This is a genomic window from Pseudomonas cichorii (assembly GCF_003700275.1).
Taxonomy (GTDB): Bacteria; Pseudomonadota; Gammaproteobacteria; order Pseudomonadales; family Pseudomonadaceae; genus Aquipseudomonas; species Aquipseudomonas cichorii_B.
On sequence record NZ_RBRE01000044.1, the window covers coordinates 22,073 to 37,941 of the forward strand.

Genomic DNA, 15,869 nt, shown 5'->3' on the forward strand with positions numbered 1-15,869 from the left:
ACTCTGCCGATCAACCGCTAACGCTTGCGTCCCTCGGGACAACTTCGTTCCAGTCGTAACCTCGTCAAACTGCCTTGTGGGCAATATCGACAGGAATCGGCTCAGGCTTAGAGCTTCGATCCTGAGGCTTTTTGACGGCCTCTGATTAGCGGGAGCGAGGCAATCATGCCTCGCTCTTTTTTACCCGTCAAACGTTTTGTAGTGCTTTTTTGTGATCACTACATATTTGTTTGAATGCGACCGCCGGGTCACTAAAAGGCCCGTGGGTACCGGGTTTAGAGCCAGTGCCGATCATTCAAGGCTTTCAACCTTGACCCGCAGAATCATGTCGTCGCGACCCTGGGTGGAATAGCGTTGCGCAATTCCCCTTTGGTCGGCCACCGATTGATCGCTGGAGCCAGCCAGGGTGATCCATTCCCCCAGGCGTCCGCTGACCTGGCTATCGGTGCTCTGCACCTTGATGGCGTCCGGACGTTCCTGGCTCATGCGGTCGCGATTGGTGCTGATGTTCAAGTGCACGATATCGCCGGTAACGCTGGCCGTTACGTAGAAGCCTTGGGTGACATTGCGGTATTCGGTGTTGCTTTCGGGGTAGCCATAAGCATCCGTGCGAGTGGTAGTCAGGGGAATGCTTTGCCCGGTCTGGATCAGTGCCGGTGTGCCTTCAGTGGCCTGTACCTGCTGCACGCCGCCTTCGCGACTGGAAGTGCCGTAGCTGATGATTCGAGTTGCATTGCCGCCGTTGCTGGTGCGAGCTGCGCTGTCGCTGGTGTCGACGCTGATGAGCAGGCGTCTGGGGGCGGTATCCAGTTGCGATAGCAGGGCGCGAAGTTCTTCGATCTTGCGCGATTCTGCGTTGACTATCAGCTGATTGCCGTAGGCGCTGACAGTGCCGTCTGCTCCCAGAAAGGATTTGGCGACCGGCAACAGGTCCGCGCTGGTGCGGTAATTGAGCGGGACGACTTCGGTGGCGGCCAGCGTGCAGGCGCTGAATGCGACCAGCAATGAGGTGAGCAGGGTACGTAACAGCATGTCCAATCTCCGCGAGGGGCGCGTAAAGCCTGAGTGTGCCACTTTGTCGGCCTGGGGTGGGGCAAGTTAAGTAGTGGATGGCAAAACGCCCCGGCATTCCTTGTTCCAGCATAGTCAGGCTGGAAGGAAATGACGGGGCGTCAGGTTATGTAGTGCGCTGAAAAACGCCTACATATCGGTCTGGATCAGACCTCGCGTACCATGTCGACGTGCGGCAGTCCGGCTTCGAGAAACTCGTCGCTGACCACGGTAAAGCCAAAACGCTGGTAGAACGCAACGGCCTGGACCTGTGCGCTGAGTTTTTGCTGTCGCAGGCCGCGCGTCTCTGCTTCGGCGATGACGGCGGTCAGCAGCATTTCTCCGGCTTTCAGGCCGCGCCAGTCCTTGAGGACCGACAGGCGACCGATTTCACCATCCGGCAGCAGACGGGCTGTACCGACCGCATAATCGCCTTCACGGGCGAGAAAGTGCACGGCGTCGATATCTTCCGAGTCCCATTCCAGTTCGGGTGGTACCGATTGCTCGGCAATGAACACGGCTTCACGAATACGCCGGATATCGGCGTTATTCCTCTGCCAGTCCGCGACGGATACGGTGATTTTATTCATCGGCAAATCCCAGGCTTCCTTGTTTTACGAGTTCGCAAAGTAGATTGCGACCTTCTTCATCGGCCAACCATTGGCCGAGGTTTTCGCTGTGCAGCGAATCGGCTGCACAGATCAATTTGAGCAGTTCGCGCAGGCTGCCCGGCAGAAGACGGCTTTGGCCACTGGCAAACAGTAGCAGATCGTCATCAACTTCTGACCAGGCCAGACGCGCACTTGGATTACGAACAAGAATGGCGCCCTGTTCCAGGCTGTCCAGCAGCTCTGTTTCTTCCAGTTCCGGGCCGACGACCAGCTCCGGATAGCGTGGCTCGGTCATGAACTGGCCGAACCAGGTCAGCAGCAGGCGCTCATCGCCCATGTGCTCGGCCAGCAGGGCCTTGAGACGATCCAGCGAGTCGCGCTGGATCTGGTGCGGATCGCTGACCGGTTGTGCGTCGGCGTCGGTGTAGCGTTCTTCATCCGGAATGAACTGGCTGAGGAAGTCCGTGAAGTGGGTCAGCACTTCTGCAGCGCTCGGCGCACGGAAACCTACCGAATAGGTCAGGCAGTCATCCACGGCCACGCCGCAATGGGCAAGGCGGGGTGGCAGATACAACATGTCGCCGGGTTCCAGGGTCCACTCTTCGGTGCTCTGGAAGTCAGCGAGGATGCGCAGGTCGGCGTGTTGCAGCAGAGGGCTCTCGGCGTCGCACATCTGGCCGATCTGCCAGTGACGCTTGCCGTGGCCCTGCAGCAGGAACACGTCGTAGTTGTCGAAGTGCGGCCCGACGCTGCCACCCGGTGCGGCATAGCTGATCATCACATCGTCGATGCGCCAGCTTGGCAGGAAGCGGAAGTTCTCCAGCAGTTCGCTGACTTCCGGAACGAACTGATCCACGGCCTGGACCAGCAGGGTCCACTCGCGCTCGGGCAGCTTGCTGAAATCGTCCTCGGCAAACGGGCCGCGACGCAGTTCCCATGGGCGCTCGCCGTTTTCGATAATCAGACGGGATTCGACTTCTTCTTCCAGGGCGAGGCCGGCCAGCTCGTCAGGATCGATCGGGCTTTGGAAGTCCGGCAGCGCCTGACGGATCAGGAGGGGCTTTTTCTGCCAGTAATCACGCAGGAAAACACGCGCGCTCATGCCGCCCAGAAGTTGAAGAGGAATATCAGGATTCATTTGTAAGCCCTTGAAATGAAAACGCCCGGCACAGCCGGGCGTGTGCAAAGTTGTTACAGGTCAGATGCGCTTGGCTTGTGCCACGGCATTGCCGATGTAATTGGCTGGCGTGAGTTTCTTCAACTCGGCCTTGGCCTCGGTTGGCATGTCCAGACCGTCGATGAAAGTTTGCAGCGCTTCTGGGCTGATGCCCTTGCCGCGTGTCAGTTCTTTCAGTTTTTCGTACGGGTTCTCGATGTTGTAGCGACGCATCACAGTCTGGATCGGCTCGGCCAGGACTTCCCAGCAGGCGTCCAGATCGGCAGCGATGCGTTGTTCGTTCAGTTCCAGCTTGCTGATGCCCTTGAGGCTGGCCTCATAAGCGATAACGCTGTGTGCAAAGCCCACGCCCAGGTTACGCAGGACGGTGGAGTCGGTCAGGTCGCGCTGCCAGCGGGAGATCGGCAGTTTGCTCGCCAGGTGCTGGAACAGGGCGTTGGCGATGCCCAGGTTGCCTTCGGAGTTCTCGAAGTCGATCGGGTTGACCTTGTGCGGCATGGTCGACGAGCCGATTTCGCCAGCGATGGTGCGCTGCTTGAAGTAGCCCAGGGAGATGTAGCCCCAGATATCACGGTCGAAGTCGATCAGGATGGTGTTGAAGCGGGCAATGGCGTCGAACAGCTCGGCGATGTAGTCGTGCGGTTCGATCTGGGTGGTGTACGGGTTGAAACCCAGGCCCAGCTCGTCTTCGATGAAGGCGCGTGCGTTGGCTTCCCAGTCGATATCGGCATAGGCCGACAGGTGCGCGTTGTAGTTGCCGACCGCGCCGTTGATCTTGCCCAGCAGTGGAACGGCCGCGACCTGAGCGATTTGACGCTCCAGGCGGTAGACGACGTTGGCCAGTTCCTTGCCCAGGGTGGTCGGGGAGGCTGGTTGGCCGTGAGTACGCGACAGCATCGGTACGTCGGCGAAGCGCAGGGCCAGCTCGCGGATGGCTTCGGCGGTCTGGCGCATCAGCGGCAGCATCACGTTGTCGCGACCTTCGCGCAGCATCAGGGCGTGGGACAGGTTGTTGATGTCTTCACTGGTGCAGGCGAAGTGGATGAATTCACTGACCTTGTCCAGCTCGGGCAGCTTGGCGGCCTGTTCCTTGAGCAGATATTCCACGGCCTTGACGTCGTGGTTGGTGGTGCGTTCGATTTCTTTCACGCGCTCGGCGTGTTCCACGGAAAAATCTTCGGCCAGGACATTGAGGATGGCATTGGCTTGCGCGGAGAACGGCGGTACTTCGGTGATTTGCGGGTGTGCTGCCAGACGCTGGAGCCAGCGAACTTCAACCATCACGCGAAAGCGGATCAGACCGTACTCGCTGAAAATAGGGCGCAGGGCCTGGGTTTTGCCGGCGTAGCGGCCATCAACAGGGGAAACCGCAGTGAGCGAAGAAAGCTGCATGGGGTGGTCTCGAACAGTCGGGCATCGAAAAGGGGCGCATATCATACATGAAATTTCAGTCCGACTGGATCGGACTGACCAGCGTTGATAGCGTCGTGCCTGGTGGTAAGGGTCGCTGCTGGGTGGCGGTTCAGCCGTGCATCAGCGGATAGAGTTCTTTCAATAACTTGCGTCGGCTGAAGACCAGTTGCCAGCGGTGGCCGCCAACTTGTCGCCACAGACGTGCCGAGCGAATACCGGCCAGCAACAGGGCGCGGATCTTCGAGGCGTTGTTGGGTTGCTGCAGGTTGCGCATGTCGCCATGCACCTGGATACGCTGGCGCAGGGTGCTCAGGGTGTCCTGATACAGCGCACCGGTAGCGGCGATCACGTTTTCATGGGCGATGCCAAAATGTTCGACCTGAGACTGGATCTGCGGCAGGCGCTTGCCGATCACTTCCAGCATGTCTTCACGTTTGGCCAGTTGCCGCTCAAGCCCCAGAATCGACAATGCATAGCGCAGCGGTTCACGCTGCAGGGTCGCGGGGTCGCGCTCCAGGGCGCTGGCCATGGCGCGGTAACCTTCACGCAGGTTCAGGTCGTCGCCGCCATAGACGTCCAGCGTGTCCTTGGGGTCCAGCACCAGCAGGCTGCCGAGCATGCAGCTCAGCCCGGCTTCGCTGACCTGACCGGTCTTGGCGATCCTGTCGACCAGCAGGGCGGCCTGGAATACGCCGCCCAGAGCGATCAGTTGCTCCTGAATAGGGGTCATCAACGCTTGTCCTTGCTCTTCCAGGGTTCGGCAATCTCGATCACGCCGCCCCCCAGGCAGATTTCGCCGTCATAGAACACCACGGACTGACCGGGTGTCACGGCGCGCTGCGGTTCATCGAATAGGGCGCGGTAGCCATCTGCGGTCTTTTCCAGCGTGCACTGCTGGTCACCCTGGCGATAGCGTACCTTGGCGGTCAGTTTCTTCGGGCTGCTCAGATCGATCGGGTTGACCCAGTAGATCTGCGAGGTGACCAGCGCCTGAGAAAATAACCAGGGATGATCGTTGCCCTGGCCGACGATCAGTTCGTTGTGTTCCAGATCCTTGACCAGCACATACCACGGATCATCGCTCGCGTCCTTCAGGCCGCCGATACCCAGGCCCTGGCGCTGGCCGATGGTGTGGTACATCAGGCCGTTATGGCGGCCGATGACTTCGCCTTCGGTGGTCTTGATCTCGCCGGGCTGGGCGGGAAGGTACTGGCGCAGGAAGTCTGTGAAGCGGCGCTCACCGATAAAACAGATGCCGGTGGAGTCCTTTTTCTTGGCGGTCGCCAGGCCATGTTTCTCGGCGATGGCGCGTACTTCCGGCTTTTCCAGTTCGCCGACCGGGAACAGCGTCCGGGCGATCTGCTCGCCACCGACGGCGTGCAGGAAGTAGCTCTGGTCCTTGTTCGGGTCCAGGCCCTTGAGCAGTTCGGTACGGCCGTCGATATCGCAGCGGCGTACATAGTGGCCGGTGGCGATCAGGTCGGCGCCCAGCATCATGGCGTAGTCGAGGAAAGCCTTGAACTTGATTTCCCGGTTGCACAGGATGTCCGGGTTGGGCGTACGGCCGGCCTTGTACTCTTCCAGGAAGTGTTCAAAGACGTTGTCCCAGTATTCGGCGGCGAAGTTCGCGGTGTGCAGCTTGATGCCGATCTTGTCGCACACGGCCTGGGCGTCTGCCAGGTCTTCGCGGGCAGTGCAGTATTCCGTTCCGTCGTCTTCTTCCCAGTTCTTCATGAACAAGCCTTCCACCTGATAACCCTGCTCCATGAGCAGGACAGCGGAAACGGAGGAGTCCACGCCGCCGGACATGCCGACTATGACGCGCTTGTTTTCTGGGTTGCAGTGGGCTGGATCACGCATGGGGATTCAATGGGTGGCCTTGAAAAGGACGCGATTCTATCAGGCTGAGCGTCACGAGTCTCACGCCTTGTCGCGCAGCAGGGCAAGACTGAAATGTTCGGCATTCAGATAATCGTCGATACAGCGCAGGACCAGCTCGCTGCGCCAGCGATCCTGTTGTGCCATGAGTTCGTCGCGGGTCAGCCAGACCGGCCCAACGATGCCTTCGTCCAGTGTGTACTCGGGATGATGACGCAATGCCTTGGCCGCAAAGCAGATGCGCTGGTAAGTCACGCCATTGCTGGGCGCGGTGTACAGGTAAATGCCGATCACGCTGGTCAGTTCGACGTCCCAGCCGGTTTCTTCCAGGGTTTCGCGAGCTGCCGCCTGCTGCAGGCTTTCATTCGGGTCCAGATGGCCGGCAGGTTGGTTGAGTACCGATTTTCCGCCCTTGAGTTCTTCGACAAACAGGAAGCGGCCCTGATCTTCGACAATCGTGGCTACGGTAACGTGTGCGTGCCATTGCATAGGATTGCTCTCATTGCTGGCTGTAGAGGAGGGTGAGTATAGGTTTTACGACTTTCCCGGGGCCCGGAATGCACAAGCCCCGGTGCGTGGCCGGGGCTTGTGCAGGTTCGACGCTATCAGGCGTCTGGCCGGTTTGCTCTTACAACGCGGCGATGGCTGCGTTCAAGGTTGCGCTTGGGCGCATGGCCTTGCTGGTCAGCTCAGGGTTGGCGAAGTAGTAACCGCCGATTTCCACTGGCTTGCCCTGTACAGCGTTGAGCTCGGCAACGATTTTTTCTTCGTTGTCGGTCAGGGTCTTGGCCAGTGGGCTGAACTGCGCCTTGAGGGCAGCGTCGTCGTTTTGCGCAGCCAGAGCCTGTGCCCAGTACAGGGTCAGGTAGAAGTGGCTGCCGCGGTTGTCGATGCTGCCGACTTTACGCGAAGGCGACTTGTTGCGATCCAGGAACTCACCGGTAGCCTGGTCCAGGGTCTTGGACAGAACCAGTGCTTTCGGGTTGTTGTAGGCGTTGCCCAGATGCTCGAGCGAAGCGGCCAGGGCCAGGAACTCGCCCAGCGAGTCCCAGCGCAGGAAGTTCTCTTCGACGAACTGCTGAACGTGCTTCGGTGCCGAACCGCCAGCGCCGGTTTCAAACAGGCCACCGCCATTCATCAGCGGCACGATCGACAGCATCTTGGCACTTGTGCCCAGTTCCATGATCGGGAACAGGTCAGTCAGGTAGTCGCGCAGTACGTTACCGGTTACCGAAATGGTGTCCTTGCCGGCGCGGGTGCGTTCCAGGGTCAGCTTCATGGCTTCGACCGGCGACAGGATCTGGATGTCCAGGCCTGAAGTGTCGTGGTCGCGCAGGTACTTCTGGACTTTCTCGATCATCACGCTGTCGTGGGCGCGGGCCGGGTCGAGCCAGAAAATGGCTGGTGTGTTGCTGGCGCGCGAACGGTTGACGGCCAGTTTTACCCAGTCCTGGATCGGCGCGTCCTTGGCCTGGCACATGCGCCAGATATCACCGGTCTCGACGTTCTGTTCCATCAGCAGGTTGCCCTGGCTGTCGGTCACGCGGACCACGCCATCGGTCTTGATGTGGAACGTCTTGTCGTGGGAGCCGTACTCTTCGGCTTTCTGTGCCATCAGGCCGACGTTCGGCACGCTGCCCATGGTGGTTGGGTCGAAAGCGCCGTTTTTCTTGCAGTCTTCGATGACCGCCTGGTAGATGGTCGCGTAGCAGCGATCCGGGATCACGGCCTTGGCATCGTGCAGTTGACCGTCGGTGCCCCACATCTTGCCGGAGTCACGGATCATGGCAGGCATCGAGGCGTCGACGATGACGTCGCTAGGTACGTGCAGGTTGGTGATGCCTTTGTCGGAGTTGACCATCGCCAGTTGTGGGCGAGTGGCGTAGACCGCCTGGATGTCTGCCTTGATCTCGGCTTGTTTTTCAGCTGGCAGGGCACTGATGCGGTCGTACAGATCGCCGATACCGTTGTTCAGGCTGAAACCGATTTCTTTCAGGACGTCGGCGTGCTTGGTCAGCGCATCCTTGTAGAACTCGTCGACGATCTGACCGAACATGATCGGATCGGAGATTTTCATCATGGTGGCTTTCAAGTGCACCGAGAACAGCACGCCTTGTTTTCTGGCGTCTTCGATTTCGGCGGAAATGAAGCTGCGCAGGGCATTCTTGCTCATGACCGAGCAATCGATCACTTCGCCTGCCTTGACGCTGGTTTTTTCCTTGAGAACGGTAGCTGTACCGTCCTTGGCGATCAGTTCGATCTTGACGCTGTTGTCAGCCTCGACCAGAACGGCTTTCTCGCTGCCGTAGAAATCGCCGCTGCTCATGTGTGCGACGTGAGCCTTGGAGTCAGCAGCCCATGCGCCCATCTTGTGCGGATGCTTGCGCGCGTAGTTCTTGACCGACAGCGGGGCACGACGGTCGGAGTTGCCTTCACGCAGAACCGGGTTCACGGCGCTGCCCTTGACCTTGTCGTAGCGGGCACGGGTTTCTTTTTCAGCGTCGGTGGACGGCGCTTCCGGGTAGTCCGGGATCTTGAAGCCCTGTTCCTGCAGCTCTTTGATGGTCGCCTTCAATTGAGGGACGGAGGCGCTGATGTTCGGCAACTTGATGATGTTGGCTTCTGGCGTGGTCGCCAGTTTGCCCAACTCGGCGAGATGATCCGGCACTTGCTGATCGGCGCCAAGCGATTCCGGGAAGCTGGAAAGAACACGGCCTGCCAGGGAGATATCACGTGTTTCGACGTCGATATCGGAGGAGGCGGTGAAAGCTTCGATGATTGGCAGGAGCGAGTACGTGGCGAGTGCCGGAGCTTCGTCAGTGAAGGTGTAGATGATCTTCGAGCGGTTGGACATTGGTATTAACTCTCTGTTTTGCTGAGCATGCACAAAATCTCGATATGCGCAGGGTATGCACTCTTGCCCACAGTTCTGTCATGGGCCCAAGTCGAGGTTCATTCGCGGTGATGTTGGGTGCATCAGTCGAGCGTCAAGCTGTCGGGCGTAGTAGCACCCGACGCATATGAAGGCTGAAAGTCCGCTTGCAGACAGTGTGAAAGTACTGCGTTCGGTCATGCTGCATTGAAAGCAGGCCTGACCTTCGCTCACTACGTTTTCATACCAGTCTGAGCAGCTTTGGCCTTTATGACTCTACGGTCACGTCGCGAGTATATCAAACCCTTGGCGCCAAGCATTAATGCTATGCGTGCTATCGAATCGCGACTATTCGCCGTTGGTCGAAGCGACAGGCTCAAGCCTGGGTTTTTCGGGGCTTTGAAGGTGTCCCGGACTGGCGGGCTTTGCCGGTGCCTGCAGGGCTGACTACGCTCAATGGCTGTCAGGATGTCCACTCAGCCCCGCACCGGAGTCCAGCATGACATATCAGAAAATAAGAATTCCCGCCGTCGGTGAGAAGATCACTGTCAACGCAGACCACTCCTTGAATGTTCCCGATAACCCGGTCATTCCCTTTATTGAGGGCGACGGGATCGGTATCGACATCACGCCGGTAATGATCAAGGTGGTCGATGCCGCAGTCAGCAAGGCCTATGGCGAAAAGCGCAGGATTTCATGGATGGAGGTCTACGCCGGAGAAAAGGCGACCCGAATCTACGATCCGGACACCTGGCTGCCTCAGGAAACCCTGGATGCGGTGAAGGAATATGTGGTGTCCATCAAGGGGCCTCTGACCACGCCGGTCGGCGGCGGCATTCGCTCGCTGAACGTTGCCTTGCGCCAGCAACTGGACTTGTACGTCTGTCTGCGCCCGGTGCGCTGGTTTGAGGGAGTGCCCAGCCCGGTCAAAAGACCCGGCGATGTCGACATGACCATCTTTCGGGAAAACTCCGAAGACATTTATGCCGGAATCGAGTGGCGGGCAGGTTCTCCCGAGGCGGCCAGGGTTATCCGCTTCTTGAAGGAAGAAATGGGTGTGACAAAGATTCGCTTCGATCAGGACTGCGGGATCGGGGTCAAGCCGGTTTCCAGAGAGGGAACCCGGCGCCTGGCGCGCAAGGCTCTGCAATATGTTGTCGATAATGATCGCGATTCGCTGACCATCGTGCACAAAGGCAACATCATGAAGTTTACCGAGGGGGCCTTCAAGGAGTGGGCTTACGAGGTGGCGGCCGAGGAGTTTGGTGCGAGCCTGCTGGATGGTGGTCCATGGATGCAGTTCAGAAATGCTCGAACCGGCAAGGATGTGATCGTCAAGGATGCCATTGCCGATGCCATGCTTCAGCAGATTCTGTTACGTCCGTCTGAATATGACGTCATCGCCACGCTGAATCTCAACGGCGATTATCTTTCCGATGCGCTGGCTGCCGAGGTTGGCGGGATTGGGATTGCCCCTGGCGCGAATCTTTCAGACACCGTGGCAATGTTCGAGGCGACCCATGGTACGGCGCCAAAATATGCCGGCAAGGATCAGGTCAATCCGGGTTCGCTGATTCTCTCGGCCGAAATGATGTTGCGACATATGGGATGGGTTGAAGCTGCCGATCTGATTATCAAAGGCACCAATGGCGCGATTTCCGCCAGAACTGTTACTTATGATTTCGAGCGTTTGATGGAAGATGCCACGCTGCTGTCATCGTCGGCATTCGGCGATGCATTGATTGCGCACATGTAGGGGATGCATTGCTGACCAGCAGCCAGTTCAGTTATCTGAACTGGCTGTTTTTCATGGCTGGCGTTTGTGGTGGTCTACCTCAGGCCGACACATTAGCTGGCTTTGATGTTGCGCTTGAAGCATCTGCTGCCGTTGGAGCGCTGGTTACGGCTGCAGCCGAAATATTCACGGCATGTAGTCCTTTGGGGCCCTGAATAATCTCGAATTGGACCGGTTGGCCTGCTTTGAGCGTTTTGTAGCCATCCATTTGTATGGCCGAATAATGAGCAAACAGATCTTCATCTCTGCCATCGGCAAGAATAAATCCATAGCCTTTTGCATTATTGAACCACTTGACTTTACCGCTGAGCATAGCCATATCCCTCTGCAAAGGACTCCGTCAGGAGTATCATCCACCTCAATCCGCCTGGCCTAAAAAAATTTTGGTTGACTGCGCGGACCCTTTTTACCCAATGTGGGCTCTATTGTTTGTAACACCGTTTAGCTGATAGTCAAGGTCATGCGGCGGTCTAAGTGAAAACCGGTCGTCTGCGACTAATTTGTTCAATCCGCTCTTTACACGAACCTTTCTTTACCATGCATGCAATCAGCAAGATTCGACTAACATTCAATCAGGACGGTCCGCAGTCACACGAGGACGACTCAGCTGGCATTGCGTTGCAGGACGCCAAGCCCACCCTGCAGGCGCCACCCATGTACAAGGTGGTTTTGTTTAACGATGATTACACCCCAATGGATTTCGTCGTCGAGGTTCTTGAGGTGTTTTTCAACCTGAATCGTGAGCTGGCCACCAAGGTCATGCTGGCCGTCCATACAGAGGGGCGGGCAGTATGCGGATTGTTTACCCGCGATATCGCCGAAACCAAGGCAATGCAGGTCAATCAATACGCCCGGGAAAGTCAGCATCCACTACTCTGTGAGATCGAGAAGGACGGTTAAACGCCGGCCACTTGGGTATGAGGTGAAGCTATGTTAAACCGTGAGCTCGAAGTCACCCTCAATCTTGCCTTCAAGGAAGCTCGTTCAAAACGTCATGAGTTCATGACGGTCGAGCACCTCCTGCTGGCTCTATTGGATAATGAGGCTGCAGCCACTGTGTTGCGTGCCTGCGGCGCAAACCTCGATAAGCTCAAGCATGATCTGCAGGAGTTTATCGACTCCACAACCCCACTGATCCCCGTCCATGACGAGGATCGTGAAACCCAGCCGACGCTTGGGTTCCAGCGCGTGTTGCAACGTGCAGTCTTCCATGTACAGAGTTCCGGCAAGCGTGAAGTGACCGGCGCCAACGTACTGGTTGCGATTTTCAGTGAGCAGGAAAGCCAGGCCGTCTTCCTGCTCAAGCAGCAGAGCGTGGCCCGGATTGATGTCGTCAATTACATCGCCCATGGCATCTCCAAGGTTCCAGGGCATGGCGAACACTCTTCTGAAGGTGAGCAGGATATGCAGGACGACGAGGGTGGTGAGGCTTCTTCCTCAGGCAATCCTCTGGATGCCTATGCAAGCAACCTGAACGAACTGGCGCGCCAGGGGCGCATCGATCCATTGGTCGGTCGTGAGAGCGAGGTCGAGCGTGTCGCCCAGATTCTCGCGCGTCGTCGCAAGAACAACCCTCTGCTGGTCGGTGAAGCGGGCGTCGGCAAGACAGCCATCGCCGAAGGGCTGGCCAAGCGCATCGTCGACAACCAGGTGCCGGACCTGCTGGCAAGTAGCGTTGTCTACTCGCTGGACCTTGGTGCCTTGCTGGCCGGTACCAAATACCGTGGCGATTTCGAGAAGCGCTTCAAGGCGTTGCTCAACGAATTGCGCAAACGGCCGCATGCAATCCTGTTCATCGATGAAATCCATACCATCATCGGTGCCGGTGCTGCCTCGGGCGGGGTGATGGATGCCTCCAACCTGCTCAAGCCGCTGCTGTCTTCCGGCGATATTTGTTGCATCGGTTCGACCACCTTCCAGGAATTCCGCGGGATTTTCGAGAAGGATCGTGCTCTGGCGCGTCGCTTCCAGAAGGTCGATGTCTCCGAGCCATCGGTCGAGGACACCATTGGTATCCTCAGGGGGCTCAAGGGCCGCTTCGAGCAGCATCACAGCATCGAATACAGTGACGAGGCGCTGCGCGCCGCTGCCGAGCTGGCATCGCGTTATATCAATGATCGGCATATGCCGGACAAGGCGATCGATGTGATCGACGAAGCTGGCGCCTTCCAGCGCCTGCAGCCGGTCGAGCGTCGGGTCAAGTGCATCGATGTGCCCCAGGTTGAAGATATCGTCGCGAAAATCGCGCGGATTCCGCCAAAACACGTCAACAGTTCCGACAAGGAGCTGCTGCGTAATCTGGAGCGCGATCTCAAGCTGACCGTCTTCGGTCAGGATGCCGCCATCGATTCGCTGTCCACGGCCATCAAACTGTCCCGTGCCGGCCTGAAGTCGCCCGACAAGCCTGTTGGTTCGTTCCTGTTTGCCGGTCCTACCGGTGTCGGCAAGACCGAAGCGGCGCGTCAGTTGGCCAAGGCGCTGGGTGTCGAGCTGCTTCGTTTCGACATGTCCGAGTACATGGAGCGGCATACCGTTTCGCGTCTGATCGGTGCTCCTCCGGGCTATGTCGGTTTCGATCAGGGGGGGCTGTTGACCGAAGCCATTACCCGCCAGCCGCATTGCGTACTGCTGCTCGATGAAATCGAGAAAGCGCATCCGGAAGTCTTCAACCTGCTGCTGCAGGTCATGGACCACGGTACGCTCACCGATAACAACGGGCGCAAGGCGGATTTCCGCAATGTGATCGTCATCATGACCACAAACGCGGGTGCCGAGTCTGCGGCGCGTGCCTCGATCGGTTTCACGCATCAGGACCACTCGTCCGATGCAATGGAAGTGATCAAGAAGAGCTTCACGCCGGAGTTCCGCAACCGCCTGGACACCATCATTCAGTTCGGTCGTCTCAGCCACGAAGTCATCAAGAGTGTTGTCGACAAGTTCCTCACCGAGCTTCAGGCGCAACTGGAAGACAAGCGTGTGCTGCTTGAAGTGTCCGACGCAGCCAGAAGCTGGCTGGCCCAGGGTGGCTACGATGCCGCAATGGGTGCTCGTCCGATGGCTCGCCTCATCCAGGACAAGATCAAGCGTCCCCTGGCCGAGGAGATCCTGTTCGGAGAGTTGTCCGAGCACGGTGGTGTGGTGCATATCGATATCAAGGATGGTGAGATCACCTTTGATTTCGAAACCACGGCAGAAATGGCCTGATGGCAGCCTTGCCCGGCACTCGCTGATGAGTGCCGGACAGCCAGACAAACAAAAACGCCCGGCAGATGCCGGGCGTTTTCGTCAGTACTAGCTTAACGGGCGCGGTAAGTGATGCGCCCTTTGCTCAGGTCATAAGGCGTCAGTTCGACGCGGACCTTGTCACCGGTAAGAATACGGATGTAGTTCTTGCGCATCTTGCCGGAGATATGCGCGGTTACGACGTGCCCGTTTTCCAACTCCACACGAAACATGGTGTTGGGCAGGGTGTCGACGACAGTGCCTTCCATTTCGAAGCTGTCTTCTTTCGACATGCAGTAAAGCCCTCGGTATACAAATGAGTGGCCCGGTGCAAGTGGCGCCAGGCAAAAGCGGCGTGCATTGTGCCCGAAAAAACCTGTTTAAGCCAAGGGCTTCAATACAGAGTGACCCATCTTTGATTGGTTAACAGCTCGATGGGGCGATATTGGGTCTTGTAATTCATCTTTTTACAGTTCTTGATCCAGTACCCCAGGTACACGGCATGTAGTTGAAGTCTGGCCGCTTCGGCGATCTGCCACAAAATGGCATAACGCCCCAGGCTGCGCCGTTCTTCATCGGGTTCGTAGAAGGTATAGACCGCCGAAAGACCGTTGGGCAACAGGTCGGTCACGGCAACCGCCAGCAGGCGTTGTTCGACGCGAAACTCATAGAACCGCGAGAAGGGCAGGTCACGGACCAGAAAAGTGGAGAACTGGTCGCGACTGGGCGGGAACATGTCTCCATCGGCGTGGCGTTGCTCGATGTAGCGCTGGTAAAGATCGAAGTATTCTTCGGTAAATACGGGCTTGGTGCTGCGCACCTGAATATCGGTGTTGCGTTTGAGGATGCGTTTTTGCTGCCTGTCGGGCACGAACAGGTTCACCGGGATGCGTGCAGGCACGCAGGCGCTGCAATTCTGGCAGTGCGGGCGGTAAAGATGGTCGCCACTGCGACGAAAGCCCATGTCCGACAGGTCGGCATAGACTTGAACGTCCATCGGCTGGCTGGGGTCCAGAAACAGAGTGGTCGCCTGCTCTTCAGGCAGGTAACTGCAGGTATGGGGTTGAGTGGCATAAAACTTAAGCCGCGCCAGCTCTGTCATGATCGCCCCCGTTATCAGAATCCATGAATAAGAGTGTATGCCAGCCTGTCAAACTCGCCTAGGCAACCAGTCGGCGTTATTCGGTTGATCGAGATGCTTGTGCAGATAGTCGGCAAACGTCTGGCGCGGGATTGAGCGGGCACCGAAGCTGTGCAGATGCTGGGTCGGCATCTGGCAATCGATCAGCACAAAGCCCCAGGCATGCAGGCGTTCGGTCAGCGTGGCGAAGCCGACCTTTGAAGCGTTGTCGGCACGGCTGAACATGGACTCACCAAAAAACAGTTGGCCCATGGCCAGGCCATACAGCCCGCCAACCAGCGCGTCCTGCTCCCAGACTTCGACACTGTGCGCGTGTCCGCGTCGATGCAGCTCCATATAGGCGTCCTGCATCGCTCCGGTTATCCAGGTTTCGTTGGCGTAACTGCGCGGTTCGGCGCAGGCCTGGATGACCGCTGCGAAGTCCTGGTCGAAGGTCACGCGATAACGTTCCTGGCGCATGAGTTTGCCGAGGCTGCGCGACACATGAATTTCGCCGGGCGGCAGCACCGTACGCGGGTCGGGCGACCACCAGAGAATGGGCTGGCCGTCCTGGAACCATGGAAAGCAACCATGCCGGTAAGCCTGGATCAGTCGGTCGGCAGACAGGTCGCCGCCTGCGGCAAGCAGGCCGTTGGGTTCGCGCAGGGCTTTTTCCAGTGGCGGGAAAACAAGGCTGTTGCGTTGCAACCAGGTCAGCATGGCATCAGTAC

General features: G+C 58.1%; 15 protein-coding genes. 3 read left to right on the forward strand and 12 right to left on the reverse strand.

The features are described from left to right. Positions 1-291 precede the first annotated feature (291 nt). From ALQ04_RS12545 to ALQ04_RS12580, 8 genes are all read right to left on the reverse strand, one after another. Positions 292-1,032, reverse strand: coding sequence for a secretin N-terminal domain-containing protein (locus tag ALQ04_RS12545; RefSeq protein ID WP_122316081.1), 741 nt, complete (start codon positions 1,030-1,032; stop codon positions 292-294). A 185-nt stretch (positions 1,033-1,217) separates the two neighbouring features. After that, positions 1,218-1,640 (reverse strand): GNAT family N-acetyltransferase, encoded by a 423-nt coding sequence (locus tag ALQ04_RS12550; protein WP_122316082.1) that lies wholly within the window; start codon positions 1,638-1,640, stop codon positions 1,218-1,220. Further along, positions 1,633-2,799 (reverse strand): cupin domain-containing protein, encoded by a 1,167-nt coding sequence (locus ALQ04_RS12555; RefSeq protein WP_122316083.1) that lies wholly within the window; start codon positions 2,797-2,799, stop codon positions 1,633-1,635. Before ALQ04_RS12555 ends, ALQ04_RS12550 begins: the two co-directional genes overlap by 8 nt. 60 nt (positions 2,800-2,859) lie before the next feature. Further along, entirely contained in the window at positions 2,860-4,230 is a 1,371-nt protein-coding gene (purB, locus tag ALQ04_RS12560) for an adenylosuccinate lyase (RefSeq protein WP_122316084.1), read from the reverse strand. Between the two features lie 130 nt (positions 4,231-4,360). Continuing rightward, positions 4,361-4,981: a high frequency lysogenization protein HflD gene (gene hflD, locus ALQ04_RS12565; protein WP_122316085.1), complete on the reverse strand. Its 621-nt coding sequence runs from the start codon at positions 4,979-4,981 to the stop codon at positions 4,361-4,363. Then, a complete protein-coding gene (mnmA, locus tag ALQ04_RS12570; RefSeq protein WP_122316086.1) occupies positions 4,981-6,111 on the reverse strand; it encodes a tRNA 2-thiouridine(34) synthase MnmA in 1,131 nt (376 codons plus the stop codon). Before mnmA ends, hflD begins: the two co-directional genes overlap by 1 nt. 60 nt (positions 6,112-6,171) lie before the next feature. Beyond that, positions 6,172-6,618 carry an NUDIX hydrolase gene (locus ALQ04_RS12575; protein ID WP_122316087.1) on the reverse strand — a complete coding sequence of 149 codons (447 nt, stop codon included), beginning with the start codon at positions 6,616-6,618 and terminating at the stop codon, positions 6,172-6,174. Positions 6,619-6,757: 139 nt separating this feature from the next. Beyond that, positions 6,758-8,983 (reverse strand): NADP-dependent isocitrate dehydrogenase, encoded by a 2,226-nt coding sequence (locus tag ALQ04_RS12580; protein WP_122316088.1) that lies wholly within the window; start codon positions 8,981-8,983, stop codon positions 6,758-6,760. Between the two features lie 517 nt (positions 8,984-9,500). Between ALQ04_RS12580 and icd the strand changes: the two genes are divergently transcribed. Beyond that, positions 9,501-10,757: an NADP-dependent isocitrate dehydrogenase gene (gene icd / locus ALQ04_RS12585; RefSeq protein WP_122316089.1), complete on the forward strand. Its 1,257-nt coding sequence runs from the start codon at positions 9,501-9,503 to the stop codon at positions 10,755-10,757. Between the two features lie 79 nt (positions 10,758-10,836). Here icd and cspD read toward each other — a convergent pair whose 3' ends face one another. Further along, on the reverse strand, positions 10,837-11,109 hold the full coding sequence (gene cspD, locus ALQ04_RS12590; RefSeq protein WP_122316148.1) for a cold shock domain-containing protein CspD: 273 nt from the start codon (positions 11,107-11,109) through the stop codon (positions 10,837-10,839). Positions 11,110-11,333: 224 nt separating this feature from the next. Between cspD and clpS the strand changes: the two genes are divergently transcribed. Further along, the gene (gene clpS, locus ALQ04_RS12595; protein WP_025259492.1) at positions 11,334-11,696 is read left to right on the forward strand and encodes an ATP-dependent Clp protease adapter ClpS; all 363 of its coding nucleotides are present in this window, start codon (positions 11,334-11,336) and stop codon (positions 11,694-11,696) included. A gap of 30 nt (positions 11,697-11,726) precedes the next feature. After that, on the forward strand, positions 11,727-14,000 hold the full coding sequence (gene clpA, locus ALQ04_RS12600; protein ID WP_122316090.1) for an ATP-dependent Clp protease ATP-binding subunit ClpA: 2,274 nt from the start codon (positions 11,727-11,729) through the stop codon (positions 13,998-14,000). Positions 14,001-14,092: 92 nt separating this feature from the next. Here the strand turns inward: clpA and infA are convergent, their stop codons facing one another. The 3 genes from infA to aat form a co-directional block, all read right to left on the reverse strand. Beyond that, positions 14,093-14,311 (reverse strand): translation initiation factor IF-1, encoded by a 219-nt coding sequence (infA, locus tag ALQ04_RS12605; protein WP_002553999.1) that lies wholly within the window; start codon positions 14,309-14,311, stop codon positions 14,093-14,095. A gap of 101 nt (positions 14,312-14,412) precedes the next feature. After that, entirely contained in the window at positions 14,413-15,120 is a 708-nt protein-coding gene (locus ALQ04_RS12610; RefSeq protein ID WP_122316091.1) for an arginyltransferase, read from the reverse strand. A 48-nt stretch (positions 15,121-15,168) separates the two neighbouring features. Beyond that, entirely contained in the window at positions 15,169-15,858 is a 690-nt protein-coding gene (aat, locus tag ALQ04_RS12615; protein ID WP_122316149.1) for a leucyl/phenylalanyl-tRNA--protein transferase, read from the reverse strand. Between the last annotated feature and the right edge of the window lie 11 nt (positions 15,859-15,869).